The organism is Silvibacterium dinghuense, from assembly GCF_004123295.1.
Classification (GTDB): Bacteria; Acidobacteriota; Terriglobia; order Terriglobales; family Acidobacteriaceae; genus Silvibacterium; species Silvibacterium dinghuense.
Genome location: NZ_SDMK01000001.1, coordinates 448,963 through 463,573, shown reverse-complemented (window position 1 = coordinate 463,573; position 14,611 = coordinate 448,963). Strand labels below are relative to the sequence as shown.

The following is a 14,611-nucleotide window of genomic DNA, read 5'->3' as shown; positions in this document are numbered from 1 at the left end:
TCCTTTATCTGTTCCGGGTAGATGGATCGCCAGCGCCGTGACGGCGCGAACGTATGCCATATGCCTGCATCATAAGATGCTGGACAGCAGGGAACGCTTCAAGGCAGGGTGCTCGCTATAACTTTGTTCGGAGAACGCGGATTTCAATCCGCGCCGGCCAGCAGCGGCGGCGTCAGTCCATCTGCAGGCAATCCCAGTTCCTGGTCTTTGTACTGTAGCCGATAGAGCTTCCAGTAAAGTCCATGCTGGGCCAGCAGCTCCTGGTGAGTGCCCATCTCGCGCAGTTGTCCTTTATGCATCACCAGGATCGTGTCCGCTCGCTGCACTGTCGAGAGGCGGTGCGCGATCACAATCGAGGTGCGGCCGACAATCATCCGCTCCAGCGCAAGCCGCACGCGTATCTCTGTGTCCGTATCGACAGACGAAGTTGCCTCATCGAGGATCAGCACCCGCGGGTCATGCGCCAGCGCTCGTGCAAAGTTGATGAGCTGCTTCTGCCCGGTCGAAAGCGAGTTGCCTCGCTCGCGCAGCGGCTCCTCATATTGTTTCGGCAGAGACTGGATAAAGTCGTGCACATTCACCTGTTCGGCGGCAATATGCATCTGTTCGTAGGTGATCCGCTCCGTCCCCAGCCGGATATTGTCGGCGATCGTGCCGCTGAAGAGCACCGGGTCCTGCAGGACCACGCCGAAATGCTCGCGCAGTGTGCGCAGATCATGTTCGCGCGCATCGAGCCCATCGATAAGTACGGCGCCACGCTGCACATCATAGAAACGCATGGCCAGGCTGATGATCGTCGACTTGCCCGCACCCGTGTGTCCCACGATGGCCGCCGTCTGTCCTGGCTGCACCGTGAATGAAACGCCGCGCAGGATCCACTCGATCTCCTCCATCGCTGCCAGCTCGGTCTCGCTCGCGGTAGCGATCTTTGCCCGCTGCTCGTCGCTCAATCGTTGATAGGTGAACCAGACACCGCGGAACTCGATGGAGCCCGAGCCGTCGCCCTGCTTCGGATGTGCTGGGGAGACAATCTCCGGCGCGGTGTCGAGCAGCTTGAAGACCCGCTCGCTCGCCGCCATGGCCGCCTGCAGGATGTTGTACTTTTCGCTCAGATCCTGGATTGGCCGGAAAAAGCGCTGCGCGTATTGGATGAACGCCACCAGCACGCCCACTGTGACCGCCCCGCGCATCACGCCGCGTCCGCCCATCCAGATCACGAGGGCAATGGCCACAGAGCTGAAGATTTCCACCGCGGGATAGTACAACGCGTAGGCAAGGATCGAATCCTTGAATGCCTCCATGTGCGTGCGGTTCACCGCTTCAAAGTCGCGGAAGGCGCGATCCTGGCGATTGAAGAGCTGCACCAGGCTCATGCCGGTGATGTGTTCCTGCGTGTAGCTATTGATTTTCGCGATGGCAGAGCGGATACGGCGGTAGGAGTCGCGCACATACTTGCGGAAGATGCGCGTGGCGATGAGGATTAGCGGCAGCACGGCGAAGGTCAACAGCGCCAGCCACCATTTCATGCGCAGCATGACGAAGATGATGCCCGCTAGGACGAAGACATCTTCGAAGATGGCGAAGACGCCTGAAGTAAACATCTCGTTCAGGGCGTCTACGTCGCTCGTCAGCCGCGTGACCAGCCGGCCTACCGGGTTGCGGTCATAAAAGCCGATATGCATCGACTGCAGGTGGCCGAAGATCTGCTTGCGCATGTCGAACATAATCTTCTGGCCGGTCCACTGCATCAGGTAGGTCTGCACGAACTCAAGCAGGTAGCTGACCAGCAGCGCGCCCAGGTAGATCATCGCAATTTGAGTGATCCCTGTTGCTGCGTCATTGCTCAGCCAGCGCGCCAGAAACGCGCCCTTCGCCTCTGTCAGCGATCCCACATGCCGCGTCATGTAACGGTCGATCGCCACTTCCATCAGGTATGGCCCGAGCACATCGCAGACGGCCTTGATCAGAATTGCGATCACCGATACGACAGCTGCCCACTTGTATGGATAGAGGTACTTCAACAGCCGGCGCATCAGCCGGGCATCGTATGCCTTGCCGACAACTTCATCATCCTGCTGTTGCGCCTGTTTTTTTTTGTCCTCTTCTGCCATGCACCCGCCAAAACTACTCTGCCATGATTGAGATGTGCCAGCCTGGGCGTTTGATTCCGGAAGATCGCCCGTTATCCCCTGGGCCAGAAGGCGTTGACGGTTTCGAGCCAGGTCCTGGCCATCAGCTCATGCCCGGCGTAGGTTTCGTGCACGCCGTCCCAGCTCCAATAGTCGGCAGGAGCCCGCTTGAGCGCCTTATTCAGCGCATCCTGGTACATGACTTCCGGAAGGTGGTACTTCGCGGCGAGCTTCGCAACCACGTCCTGGCGCTTCTTCACCTCCGCGAGCTCTGCGGCATAGTTGTCATGGTGTTTGCCGACCGGCATGAGGAAAGGCTCGCCGAGCACGATCTTTATCCCCGGCAGCGCAGACAACGTTTCGCTGATGAGGTGATCGTATGTCGTCTCATACTGCTCGAGAGTCTCTCCCGGCACGATGAAATCGTTGATGCCGACTAGAATGCTCAGCAGATTCGGTTTGAGTGCCAGCGTGTCCGTCTGCCAGCGCTTTTCAAGGTCGATCGCCCGGTTCCCGCTGATTCCCCGATTGAGGAACTGGAGGTCGCGCTCGGGGAACTGCTCCCCCATCTCTGCCGCGATCAGGTAGGCATAACTCTGGCCCATGGTGTGATTCAGATCCTGGCTGCCGATCCACCTTCCACCATCGGTAATCGAATCCCCTTGAAACAGAACGACATCGTGCGGGTGAAAGACCGGCATGGCTTCCTGCGCCGCAAGAGGCAGGCATCCGCTGAGCATGAGAACAGTCGCGAACATACGCATGCGGAAAGTGTAGCGTGGGAGAATAAGAACTGGCATGGACCCCGTCGGACTCTACATCTCGATCCCCTTTTGCCGGTCCAAGTGCACCTACTGCAACTTCGCCTCAGGCGTTTTTCCGCTCGCGCAGATGGATCGCTATCTCGACCGCCTCGAGGCCGATCTTGGCGCTGCACGGGACTCTGCGCCATGGCGCGCCGCGCTGCCCGCAAAGGCCGATTCCATCTACCTTGGTGGAGGCACTCCCTCGCTGCTCTCCGCTTCGCAGGTCGATCGCCTCTTTCTGCTTTTGCGCCGTCACTTCGAGGTCCTTCCTGGCGCCGAAATTACCGTCGAGTGCGCTCCCGGCCAGTTGGAAGACGCGACCCTCACGGCCATGGCCGCAAATGGTGTCAATCGCCTCAGCTTCGGCGTACAGTCCTTCATCGATGAAGAGGCCAAGCACACTGGCCGTCTGCACACACGCGCCATTGCTCTCGAAGATGTCGCCCGCGTCCACTGTTCCGGCATCGCCCGCATCAGTCTCGACCTGATTGCCGGTCTTCCCGGGCAGACAGAGGCTTCCTGGCGAGAATCGGTAGAAGTGCTGATCGCCAGCGGTGTCAATCATGCCAGCCTCTACATGCTCGAGATCGATGACGACTCCCGCCTTGGCCGGGAGATCGAGAACGGCGGCCTGCGCTACTATGCGCCGCAGGTGCCTTCCGATGAAGCCATCACTACGATGTATCTCGAAGGCGCGGCCATGCTTGAAGCTGCAGGTCTCTTGCAGTACGAGATATCCAACTTCGCGCGCCCCGGTTACGAGTCTGCGCATAATCTCAAATACTGGGAGCGACGGCCTTATCTGGGCCTGGGGCTGGATGCGCATTCGATGCTGCGCGATGCGCAGGGCAGGGTGTTTCGCTTTGCCACGAGCAGCGAACTGCCGCGCTTCCTCGAGGCTCCTGGGTGGCATGATGCGCAGGCGCTTAAAGGTGAGGAAGAGCTGGAAGAAGCATGGTTCCTTGGTCTTCGTCTGAACCGTGGCGTTTCTTTGACTGAGTTGGAAGCGGAGTTCGGCACAGAGGCCATTGAGCCTTTTCAGCAGACGATCGCCGAGTTGAAGGAGGAGTCTCTCCTGGCGCAACAGCAGGATCGAATCTGCCTTACAGCCAAAGGCCGCCTGCTTTCCAATGATGTCTTCGAGCGTTTCCTGATGTCTGAAACAGAAGCTTGAAGCCCGTCAGGCGATCCGCCGCGTAGCCGCATCCACAACACGATCGTAGATGTCTTCGAGCAGGGCAGTCTGATGCCGGATATCGAAGAATTCCGCGGCTCTCCGCTGGCCTGCTTCGCCGAATTGTGTGAGCAGTTGCGGATCGCTGAGCAGCCGGGTGATGGCCTCGCCAAGTTCACGATCATCGCCAGGCGCGGCCAGCAGAGCGGTTTCTCCGTGCACGACTGCTTCATCCACTCCTGGTCCCCGGAAAGAAACTACGGGCAATCCCATGGCTTGAGCCTCGCACATCACGGTGGGCAGTCCTTCCGAGTCGCCGCTGCGCGCCACGATACTTGGCGCCGCGAGTACCTGAGCCCGGCGCATCCAGCTGATGACCTCATTGTGCGGCTGCATGCCAAGGAATTCGGCTTTCACGCCTAGCTTTCGCGCCTCTTCTTCCAGTTCCGGTTTCAGGGGACCATCGCCAAGCAGCACGAGTCGCGCATGGGGCAGGTGCGCCTGTACACTCTGCATCGCCCGAACCAGATGAATCGCGCCTTTTTTCTCAACCATGCGGCCGACGAAGAGCACAATGGGCTCCTGCTTTTCAGCCGGAAGGAAGCGGGTCAGGTCGATGCCGATCCGATGCACGAGCAGCTTGTCTTCCGGGAAGCCCCGCTCGAGGGCCATCTGCCGGATATGTTCGGAGACGCAGACAAATAAGGATGCCTGCTGCCAGAGATCCGCTCGCCGGCTCAGGTACATGCGTCCGAAGAGAGAGTCGCGAAAGGCTTCATCGCCTTTGGTGACATCGAAACCGTGCAATGTCACGATCAGCGGTACATCCAGCAGCTTTTGCACCTTGAGCGCAAGGCTCCCATCCGGTGCAAAGTGAGCATGGATGAGTGAGGGCCGGATCTGCTGCACCTTTCGATGAAAGCTGGGAGAGATGCGGCTGAGCAGATAGGCGCGCCGAATAAGCTTGTCCTGAAAGTTATTACCTTTGGTAACTGAAAGTACCCTCGAAGCGTCCAGGGTAAGTCCCTTGGTATAACGGCGCAGGCCAGCAAACCAGGGTGTGTATCGCTGCAAAGAAGCGGTTTGGCCCGTAATAAAGGTCTCGGACGGCGGAAGCAGGTCTGCTCTGTAGATGAGAACGCGTTTCAAATTCAATCCCAGTTGCGGCTCTCTTGCAGCGCGCCGTGCGCCATTCTTGATGTGACTGCGTGCTGGAGGGAAAGTTCGGCAGCCAATCGATCTTCGTGTCGCAGGAACTCCAGATTACACAAGACTGAAACGTAAACGACCCAGAATAACCCGTTGTAAATGAGAAGCGTGTTCTCATCCAGATCATAGAGGCCAATTAACAGGAGCAGAAGTAGAAACCAGATGAGGTGCCTGTCCCTTGCCTCTCTCATCCTCAGCCATAGTATCCGCCAGGCGCGTGCATAGCTGCAGAGAAAGATTGCTAGTCCAACGGCTCCCAGTTCCAGCCCGATCTCCAGAAAACCATTATGGGCATGATAGACGATAAAGCGCACAGCAGCTACGACTCGAAAGGCTTCGCCCTCCAGCCCCTTCCAGAAACCTGCGTAACCCCATCCGAGTAACGGATGTGTGATGACGAATGGCCATACTTGTGCCCAGATTTGGGTTCTTCCGCTCAGGGTGGTGTCTCGTCCGAGGAGGGCCATCGCTGCTTTCAGATGGGTCATGAGCACGGCGGCTGCTGTGATCGTGAAGCATGCGAGTGCCATGCCGAGCACAATCCGGCTGCGACGGGTGCTCGCCAGCATCAGGCAGATTCCACCGTACACGGTCAGTACGCCGCCTTCGATGACCCACGCTCCGCGTGAGCCGCTCATGGCGATTACAAAAAGAAAGAGCAGCATCGGAGGCAGGCTTCGCAGAACTCCACGGTTTTCGCCGAGGACAATGGCTGTGGCCAGAACCATGATGCGTCCGCAGGCATTCTTCGACGTGAAAATGCCTTGCCAATCGGTGACATGACCGGTAGAGCGATCCAGTGCCAGTCCGGGAAACAGGATGACCATGATGATCGTGGCCAAAGCCAGTCCGAGCATGCTCATGCGCAGGATCGAGAGTTGCCGCTTCACCGGATAGCGAAGCGCAAACCACAATCCGAACAGCCCGGCCATGGCAAAGGGGATAGAACGGCGCAAAGTATAGGAGGGAAACTGGGACCACACGGAAGAAGCAATGGCCAGCAGCGCAAGGCCGAGTGTCCAGCGCATCGCGCGGAGCCAGCGCAGGATGCGCGGCAGGTCGAGGAGGAGCAGCGCGGCGATGCTTCCATATACCGCTGTCTGGCTCAGAATTCCGCCCCAGAACATGAGTCCTGAAGCGGCCTGACCGGTTGTTTCCAGCGCCTGGTTGGGCGCAATGAAGGGTATAGCTCCCTGTACGGCAAAAAAAGCCAGCAGCGTGGCACACAAAATCCCCTCGACCCCAGGAGAGGTATCTGCAGCGTTGGGCCTAATGACCGGCATAGACCGCGGCCGAACTGGCTGCCGCCACGATTGCCGTTGCCCCCATCAGGATGTGCTTGCCCAGGTGAAATGGCACGTAGATGACATCGTTTGCCTGCAGCAGAAGATCGGGGACCTGTCCCCGTTCGATCTCTTTGAGTGGAAGCTCCTGCTCGTCGATGTCGCCGTCATGATTGCGCACCAGGCGCACGTGCTCTTCCGACGCGGTATGGTTTGCACCGCCGGCCAGAGCTACGGCCTGGAGCAGTGTCATCCGCGATTCATTCTGCATCAGGTATCCGCCCGGGCGGCCAACGTCTCCGAGGACGTAGATCAGTCCGGCTTTGGGTACGATGATGCGGTCACCGGCACGGATCTGCACATTTGCCTCCAGCGCATCGGCTGCCTGGTTGGAAAGAAACACCTGCGCCGGCGTCCGCCCATCGCTATGCTCGATCATCAGATGCCGGTCTGCGGAGTCGGTCAGTCCGCCGGCCATTGCCAGCACATCGAGGAGCGTGCGCGGCGATTCGAGGAGATAGGTTCCTGGGTGTGCGACCTGACCGAGCACAGCCACCTGCTGCGTCGCATATTCCTGAACCAGCACCGAGACTTCAGGGTGACGGAGATAGCCTGCTTCCTCAAGCCGCTGCGCAATCGCTGTGCCGGCTTCGTCCGGGCTGAGACCCATCACCTGGATTTGTCCAGCGAGCGGTACGTCGATCTCGCCTGAGTCGCGCACGCGCACTTTCCGATCCATCTCCGGTTCGCGCAATACCGTGATGGCCAGCAGATCGCCTGGACCAATTCTCAGGCTCTCCTGTGAGGCGGAGGAATGCGGAATATCCGATGCGGCCTGCGCGGGAGCATTCTGAGCTGTAGCAACATTCTCCGCCAGAGACAGGCACGCTGCCAGCAGTATGGCCAGTACTGTTCTCATGTTGTTCTCCATCTCTGCTTATGCCGTTTTCCGTCTCGAATAGGTCTTGTTGTCACCGTAGTAATCGTGAAAGTCCTGGCTGTCTTTGGAGATTCCGTTCAGCACCACGCGCAATGTGCCGGTCTCCGGAATCTGCTCGCGGAGCAGGGCCATGGAGCGATGCACGGCCTGGCAGGTGGTAACGCCGTGCCGTGCCACGAGGATGGTGACATCGCTCGCCTGCGCCAGCAGCGCCGGATCGGTTGCCGGCAGAATCGGAGGGCTGTCAAGTAGCACAACGTCGTAATTCCGGCGCCATTCGCGGAGCAGTTCCTGCATCTTTGCCGACGCCAGCAGTTCTGCCGGCATACTTGCAGCCGTGCTTCCGCACAGTACGGAGAGGCTGGGAAGACCGGGGAATTTCTGGATGGCGGGCTCGCTCTTGCTGCGCAGTGCATGTCTCAATCCAAGGCCGGCGGGCATGCCGAGCTCGTGGTAAATGCCCGGCCGTCGCAGATCGGCATCGACGAGCAACACTCGCTCGCCGGATTGCGCCAGCACTCCGGCCAGATTGGCGGCAATCGTACTCTTGCCTTCGCCGGCTACTGCGCTGGTGATTAATACCACCTGCGAGCTGTCTCCATCGCGCAGCCGCAGCAGGGATGTTCGTAGAGAGCATAGTGCTTCGACAAAGATCTCCTGTCGCGCCTGGTCTGCGATGCCTGTTCTGCTCATGAACAAGGGCGAAGTCGAGACCGATTCTCTGCGCATCAGGATTTCTCTCCAGGAGGCTCGACGGCGCGTCTTCAAACGCCGAGAGAATTCTGGCAGGATGCCGAGCAGAGGAGAGCCGACTTCCTCTTCGAGCTGCTCAAGGGAGCGTACCGAGTGATCGAAGCGTTCGGCTGTCCAGCCTCCGGTGCAGCCCAGGAACAGTCCGCCGATGAGGGCGCATGCGTAGACAAGCAGCATGCGCGGGCTGCTGGGCCGATGTGTCGGAGGAACCTGTGCCGGCGCTACTACGGTGAGGTTGGTCGAGCGCAGGCCTTCGAGCACCCCAGCCTGTTTGAGCTTCGCGAGCAGGCCTTCATAGACATTGCGGCTGCTGTCGGCTTCCTGCCGCGCCAGTTGATAGGCGACGGTGCGATTGCTCATCGCATCGGCGGTGGAGCGCTGTTTTTCGAAGGCGTCGCGGGCGGCATTCTCGGTGTTCTGCGCGATATCGAGATCGACCCGTGCGCGATGTCCCATGCGCTCTGCTTCTGCCCGGATCGATCGCTGCACGCCGGTAAGCTCTGCCTGCAACTCAGCGGTATGCGGATGGGCGGGACCATACCGCGCATCGTTTTCTGCGATCTCTGCTTCGAGTGCGGCCTCACGCATGCGCAGTTCCTGGATCACTGCCAGCTGCGGTCCATACCCGGGCATGCCACTGCCGCCTCCTCCGCTCAGCGCGGGTAGAAGCTCGGGATCTCCGCTCTCCGCAGCCTGCGCGATGGCTTGCATCAGAATGCGGTTTGTCTCTGCTGCGGCGAGCCGTTGGTTCAGGGTCGTGAGCCGATCCAATACGATGTTGTGCCCTGCATCATCCCCATAAATTCCCGTATCCCGCTGCAGGCGACTGGCACGGTCTTCAAGTGCCTGTGTCTGGGCGCGCAGACCCTTGAGTTGGCCGGCGAGCCAGTCGGAGGCCTGCGCGGTGGCCTGAAAACGTGCTTGATAGGTGTACTCCGTCAGCGCGGATAACAAGCGGTTGACCACTGCAGTCGCCAGATACGGGTTGGGGTCTGCATAGCTCACATCGATCAGGCGTGTACCCGGTTCCGCCTTCACCTTGAGGTGATGTTCGAAGATCTTCAACGCGACATAGCGCCGGTTCGGAGCATCTTCCAGGCGGATGTTCAGCGGCTCCAGAGGCTGTCGCCAGAAGAACAACCATGCAGGCAGATGCCATCCTGTCGTCCGCTGCGGGAAGTAGTCATGCGTCGTCTCCAGCTCGAGATCGTGCATGACCCTGAGTGCCAGCGTGGGTGACTCGAGGATTTTCGATTCCGTCTCGAGCGTCATGCTGTAGTCCAGTGAATCTCCCTCTGCCTGGGAAGGCTCGCCGTTTACCGAATTATCGAGGCCAAAAGCAGCGGCGGATTCTCTCTGGACTTCGATTTCTCCGTTCGCCTGGAAGCGTGGCGTCGCCAGCAGCCAATAGAGTGTTGCCAGCAGAAGGGCGGCGCCTGTCGGCCACAGGACCCATCGCCTGCGCCTGCGCATGACCTGCCACAGGTCCAGCATTGTCCACTCTCTCCGCGGCCGGGTGAGCAAGTCTGTCCACTCCAGCGGGCGGCCCGCCAGCAATGCTTTCTCATTCATACGCTTCTCGTGTGCACGACGGATCCGTCGAAATCGAACTGGAAGTCCATTTCCTCGACTCCCGCTTCTCGCATGCAGTTGCGGAGACGCCGCCGGTCGAAGGTCTGGAAGAGCAGGAAGCCACAGCCGCCGGCACCCACCAGCTTGCCGCCTAGCGCACCGCCGCTGCGGCGAGCCATCTCATAGAGGCCATCGATCCGCGCGTTGCTCATGCCCCGGCTCCGGTTTCGTTTCCGCTCCCAGTGCTGGTGCATCAGTGGGCCAAACGCAGCCACATCTCCGGCTTCGAGTATGTGGCGAATCTCCAATCCGAGTTGCCGTGCGAAGTGCAGCCCCTCGAGCATCGCCGGATCGTCTTCTTCAGTTCGCTTACGCTGCTCTTCCAGGATGACCGAAGCCTGCCGCGTCTCTCCGGCAAAGAACAGCATTAGGGAATCGCAAAAATCGCGTAGCGTATCTGCACGCATGGACAGGGGCTCGAGTGTGACCGTGTCGTCCTGGTGATAGTGCTGGCAGAGCAGGCCGCCATACGCGGCAATGTACTGGTCCTGCTTGCCTACTGGTTCGCCCAGGCGCTCCATCTCGATCTCGATGGCCTCGCGAGCCAATTGCTCCGGAGTGACCGGCTCGCACTTATGGGCATGCAGTAGGTGCACGAGGCCGACGACGAATGCGCCTGAGGAGCCCAGCCCCGTTCCTGCCGGCACGTCTGCTATGCTTACGATCTCCAGCGGGTCCCTGACTTCCTGCATCTCGATGGCATGGCGCAGCAGAGGATGGCGAATCTCAGAGGTATGTGAGACATGTTCATTGATGGAGTAACGCAGCAAATAGCCATGGGTGAAGCTTCGATTTGCCGTAAGGTAGACATGCTTGTTGATCGCTGCGGAAATGACGAATCCCTCGAAGCGCCGGTAGTAAGACGGAAGATCCGTTCCTCCTCCGCCGATCGAAATACGTAACGGTGTCCGTGTCATAATCACGGCGTTGTCTCCCGGAGCCTGCGCGGCTGTGAGCGGAGGTAGGCTTCTGTCTCGGCCAGTCCGCTCGGCGAGCCAATCTCGTAGAAACGCTGTGAAACCTCGAACGCCGCCATGCGTTTCCCCGCGGCCAGCATGCTTTGCACCTCGGTAAGAGGAAATGCAGCGTCATCCGGCCAGCTTGCGAAGACCTCGGCGCGAAACAGGCTCAGCCCATAGTCGATGTACTCCATCCCCGGAGAAGAATCGCAACCGTACTGCGTGACCAGGCCGCCGCGCATCCGGACATTGTTCGCGCCCCAGCGGCTCCGATTGAGAAGCGTGGTCATCAGCGCAGGCAGTCCGCTTTGCACGAAGGCGCAATAGACCTCGGCCAGATCGACTTCCAGATAGCTGTCACCGTAAAGAACAAAAAACTCTTCGCCTAGCATCGGCAGGGCATGGCGCAGCGCGCCTCCAGTGCCCAGCGGCGATGCGCCGTCGCGGGAATAATGTAGGTGCAGACCGAAGTCGCTACCGTCCCCGGCATAGCGTGCAATCTGCTCGGCGAGATACCCACAGCACAGCACGACATCGCTCACGCCGCGCTGCGCGAGCAGATGCAACTGGTGCCCCAGGAATGGTTCGCCGGCTACGGGCAGAAGCACCTTCGGCACCCACTCCGTGGTGGGACGCATCCGGGTTCCCAGCCCACCGGCCAGGATCGCTACCGGCGGGAGGCATTCAGACAAGCGCCACATGCTCATCTCTCAGCATCTCCTCGAGCGATAGCCGTATGGCATCGCGGCTGTTGTAGCGAGGTGCCCAGCCCAGTGCCCGCAGCTTCGCACAATCCAGTCGAACGATGGGCACATCTCCCTTCCAGCCGCGATCGCCGCCGCTGTATTCGATCATGGGCCGAAGGCCCAGAGCTTCGGACGCAAATCCCACGATGTCCGTGACCGTAATGGTGTCTTCTGTCGCTACGTTGTAGATCGCGTATGCCTGCTTCGATCGAGATTCGGCATGGAGCACGGCCTCGACGACATCGGAGACGTGAATGTAGCTCTTCTTCTGGCGTCCGTCGCCCAGAACACGAAGGCGCGCCGGATCATGCTGCAGGCGCTGCAGGAAGTCGTAACCTACGCCGTGTGTCTGCCGCGCGCCGACTACGTTAGCGAAGCGGAAGACACAAGCTGTCATGTCGAACATCGCGCAATAGCTGGCGATCAGAGCCTCCCCAGCTACCTTGCTTGCTCCATAGGTTGAGATCGGCGCTCGGGGACCATCCTCCTCTCGCAGGATTTGTTCGCCAGCATCGCCATAGACGCCGCTCCCGGAGGCATAGAGCACGCGCTTTACGTTGCAGGCGCGTGCCGCTTCGAGGATGTGCTGCGTAAGCTCCGTACCTTCGCGAAAATCGATCTCAGGCTCAATAGCGGCACGCGCGATATCTGCGTTCGACGCTAGGTGAAGGACCAGCGTGTGGCCCTCCATTGCCTCCATCAGCTTCTGCCGGTCGTGCACGTCTCCATGCACCATGCGAAAGCGCGGGTCGGCTCCCGAGAGATGCTTTCGCAGGTGACGGTGACGGCCGGTGCGGAAGTTATCCAGCACCGTAACGGCTTCGGTGCGGTCGTCTTCCATCAGGCGGTCAGCGAAGTGGCTGCCGATGAATCCCGCGCCGCCGATGATGCAGTAGCGGCGCTGTTCGTGGATCGGGAGAGCCTCGATCCATGATCCTGGTTCGGTGGCTGCGTGAAGCATATCCGTTACCTCGTCCCGGTTTTGGCGTTTTCTAGATTCGTCGAAGTTTGTGCAATAAGTCGGAAATACTGCACATGTGAGGCAACGCTGGTGAAAGTAGCATGCGCGATTCGGGAATGACAGATTACGTCGGTTATGGAGTTACAGATTTCTGCGTTGACGCGCTTCAAGCATCTGGCCAAAGCTGTCTTTACGAAAGGGGCGAGAATGCAGAGCGACCTGTTAACCATCGGTCTGCCTGTGCGCAATGCGATGCCGTTGCTCGCAGAGTGTATGGATAGTCTGCTCGCTCAGAGCGATGCGGATTTTCGCATTCTTGCCATCGTGGATGGCGGTGAAGATAGCAGTGCTGCGTATCTCCACTCTCTGCGGGATTCGCGTCTGCATGTGATCGAGCAGCCTGGGCAGGGCCTTGCGTATACGCTCAATCGGATGCTCCTCGAATGTGAGACGCCGTGGCTGGTGCGTCAGGATGCTGACGATATCGCGCATCCGCATCGCATCGCGGTTTTGCGGGAAGCCATTCGCAGTTATCCCGATGCAGGCATGTTCTATTCCTATGCGAACTATCATCCGCGAGGCAGGGCCGTCGGCTTTTTCCGCAGTTCACGTGGCTCTCCGGAAGAGCTGCGTGCTATTGTGCGCTCGGGATATCTTCTCGCTATCTGCCATTCGAGCGCAGTGCTCCATGTGCGCCGCACGCTTGCCTGCGGCGGCTACCGCGTCGGGCTGCATAACGAAGATGCCGATCTGTGGTGGCGCATGGCTCTGCATGCCGATATCTGCTGCATCCCGGAGGTGCTTGTCGGCTTTCGCCAGAATGCGGAGAGCGTCAGCTCGCGCCATCTCGGCGAGCAGATGATCGCGGGGCTTTATGTCCAGTATCTTCTGCTCTCTCATCTTTTGCGGCGTCAACCTCGTCCTATCGAAGCCATTCGTGCGGCGCTTGTGCAGATGCTTCCGCGCGGTGAGCGGGAGGCCAAAGAGCGGTTGCGCGCCTGCAATATGTCCCTGGCGCAGCGCAGCTTTCTGAATGCGGGACGGCATCTGGGCGCATCCTGTGTGGCGTCTCCCCGCTATTTATGGCGTCGTATCCGCGATGAGTATTTTTCTTCTGCACGCATTGCGAACGGCCTTCCCCCAAACTTCTTTCTGGAGCGCTCGGAGCTGTTATGGCCATGATGACGGCGTCTTCCCCGGATGCCGTGCGGCCGCCGCGCGTGCTGGTGGGGAATGTCTGCGTCGACAGCTTTACGCTGGCGGGGGCGGTCGCCTGGGTAATGACCGTACTTGGCCGAAGACAGCGCCCGCCAATGCTGATTATGGGGCCGAATGCGCAGCTAATACAGCTGGCCGAAAAACACGCGGGATTTGCCGCTGCCTTGCACGCAGCGGATCTCTGCGTTGCAGATGGTATTTCCGTGGTGTGGGCGGCGAGGTTGCTTGGCGGCCGCATGCCGGAACGTGTGACGGGAGGCGATCTGATGATCGCGCTTTGTGCCGCCTGTGCGGCGCAGGGGAGAAACGTCTTCTTTCTCGGAGGACTTCCCGGAGCCGCTGCTGCCGCTGCTGCAAATTTGCAGCGCCGCTATGTCGAACTGAAGATCGCAGGTTGCTACTGTCCTCCACTCGGGTTCGATGAGGACCCCGGAGAACTGAGCCTGATCCGCAGAATGATCGCGCAGGCGCATCCTGATCTGCTCTGTGTCGCGTTTGGAGCGCCGCGGCAGGAACTCTGGATGCTGGAGCATTGCCCGTCGCTGCCGATCGGCGCTGCGATCAGCGTCGGAGCTGCGCTCGATACCTGCGCAGGACTTCGCCGTCGCGCGCCGCGATGGACGCACCGTCTTGGGCTCGAATGGCTTTATCGTCTTATCCGCGAGCCGCGCCGTCTCTGGCGGCGCTACTTGCTCGGCAATCCGCGCTTCGCAGCCATCGTTCTGATCCAGTTCTGGAAGCAGCGGATCGCATCCCGCACGCGGCCGCCTGTCCCGGCCTGACTGCTCTCATGCACACTCA

12 protein-coding genes are annotated in these 14,611 nt (G+C 59.9%); 3 read left to right on the top strand and 9 right to left on the bottom strand.

Going from position 1 to position 14,611, the window contains the following annotated elements; all coding sequences use genetic code 11:
* Window positions 1-143 precede the first annotated feature (143 nt).
* Both ESZ00_RS01780 and ESZ00_RS01775 read right to left on the bottom strand, forming a co-directional pair.
* A complete protein-coding gene (locus ESZ00_RS01780; protein WP_129206452.1) occupies window positions 144-2,111 on the bottom strand; it encodes an ABC transporter ATP-binding protein in 1,968 nt (655 codons plus the stop codon).
* Between the two features lie 71 nt (window positions 2,112-2,182).
* Entirely contained in the window at window positions 2,183-2,887 is a 705-nt protein-coding gene (locus ESZ00_RS01775) for an SGNH/GDSL hydrolase family protein (RefSeq protein WP_164981290.1), read from the bottom strand.
* Window positions 2,888-2,927: 40 nt separating this feature from the next.
* On the opposite strand from ESZ00_RS01775, the gene hemW reads away from it, so the two are divergent.
* Window positions 2,928-4,109, top strand: coding sequence for a radical SAM family heme chaperone HemW (hemW, locus tag ESZ00_RS01770; RefSeq protein WP_129206450.1), 1,182 nt, complete (start codon window positions 2,928-2,930; stop codon window positions 4,107-4,109).
* Between the two features lie 6 nt (window positions 4,110-4,115).
* Here hemW and ESZ00_RS01765 read toward each other — a convergent pair whose 3' ends face one another.
* From ESZ00_RS01765 to ESZ00_RS01735, 7 genes are all read right to left on the bottom strand, one after another.
* Window positions 4,116-5,258, bottom strand: coding sequence for a glycosyltransferase (locus ESZ00_RS01765; protein ID WP_129206449.1), 1,143 nt, complete (start codon window positions 5,256-5,258; stop codon window positions 4,116-4,118).
* A gap of 2 nt (window positions 5,259-5,260) precedes the next feature.
* Entirely contained in the window at window positions 5,261-6,346 is a 1,086-nt protein-coding gene (locus tag ESZ00_RS01760; protein WP_164981289.1) for an O-antigen ligase family protein, read from the bottom strand.
* Window positions 6,347-6,587: 241 nt separating this feature from the next.
* Window positions 6,588-7,520 carry a polysaccharide biosynthesis/export family protein gene (locus ESZ00_RS01755; protein ID WP_164981288.1) on the bottom strand — a complete coding sequence of 311 codons (933 nt, stop codon included), beginning with the start codon at window positions 7,518-7,520 and terminating at the stop codon, window positions 6,588-6,590.
* A gap of 18 nt (window positions 7,521-7,538) precedes the next feature.
* On the bottom strand, window positions 7,539-9,866 hold the full coding sequence (locus tag ESZ00_RS01750; RefSeq protein ID WP_129206446.1) for a GumC family protein: 2,328 nt from the start codon (window positions 9,864-9,866) through the stop codon (window positions 7,539-7,541).
* A complete protein-coding gene (locus ESZ00_RS01745; protein WP_229740888.1) occupies window positions 9,863-10,843 on the bottom strand; it encodes a GHMP family kinase ATP-binding protein in 981 nt (326 codons plus the stop codon). The genes ESZ00_RS01750 and ESZ00_RS01745 overlap by 4 nt, the downstream gene beginning before the upstream one ends.
* A 2-nt stretch (window positions 10,844-10,845) precedes the next feature.
* Window positions 10,846-11,577 carry a nucleotidyltransferase family protein gene (locus ESZ00_RS01740; protein WP_229740887.1) on the bottom strand — a complete coding sequence of 244 codons (732 nt, stop codon included), beginning with the start codon at window positions 11,575-11,577 and terminating at the stop codon, window positions 10,846-10,848.
* Window positions 11,570-12,592 (bottom strand): NAD-dependent epimerase/dehydratase family protein, encoded by a 1,023-nt coding sequence (locus tag ESZ00_RS01735; RefSeq protein ID WP_129206444.1) that lies wholly within the window; start codon window positions 12,590-12,592, stop codon window positions 11,570-11,572. Before ESZ00_RS01735 ends, ESZ00_RS01740 begins: the two co-directional genes overlap by 8 nt.
* Window positions 12,593-12,727: 135 nt before the next feature.
* Here ESZ00_RS01735 and ESZ00_RS01730 point away from each other — a divergent pair, with 135 nt between their 5' ends.
* The gene (locus ESZ00_RS01730) at window positions 12,728-13,774 is read left to right on the top strand and encodes a glycosyltransferase family 2 protein (RefSeq protein WP_129206443.1); all 1,047 of its coding nucleotides are present in this window, start codon (window positions 12,728-12,730) and stop codon (window positions 13,772-13,774) included.
* Entirely contained in the window at window positions 13,765-14,592 is an 828-nt protein-coding gene (locus tag ESZ00_RS01725; RefSeq protein ID WP_129206442.1) for a WecB/TagA/CpsF family glycosyltransferase, read from the top strand. Before ESZ00_RS01730 ends, ESZ00_RS01725 begins: the two co-directional genes overlap by 10 nt.
* Window positions 14,593-14,611: the final 19 nt, after the last annotated feature.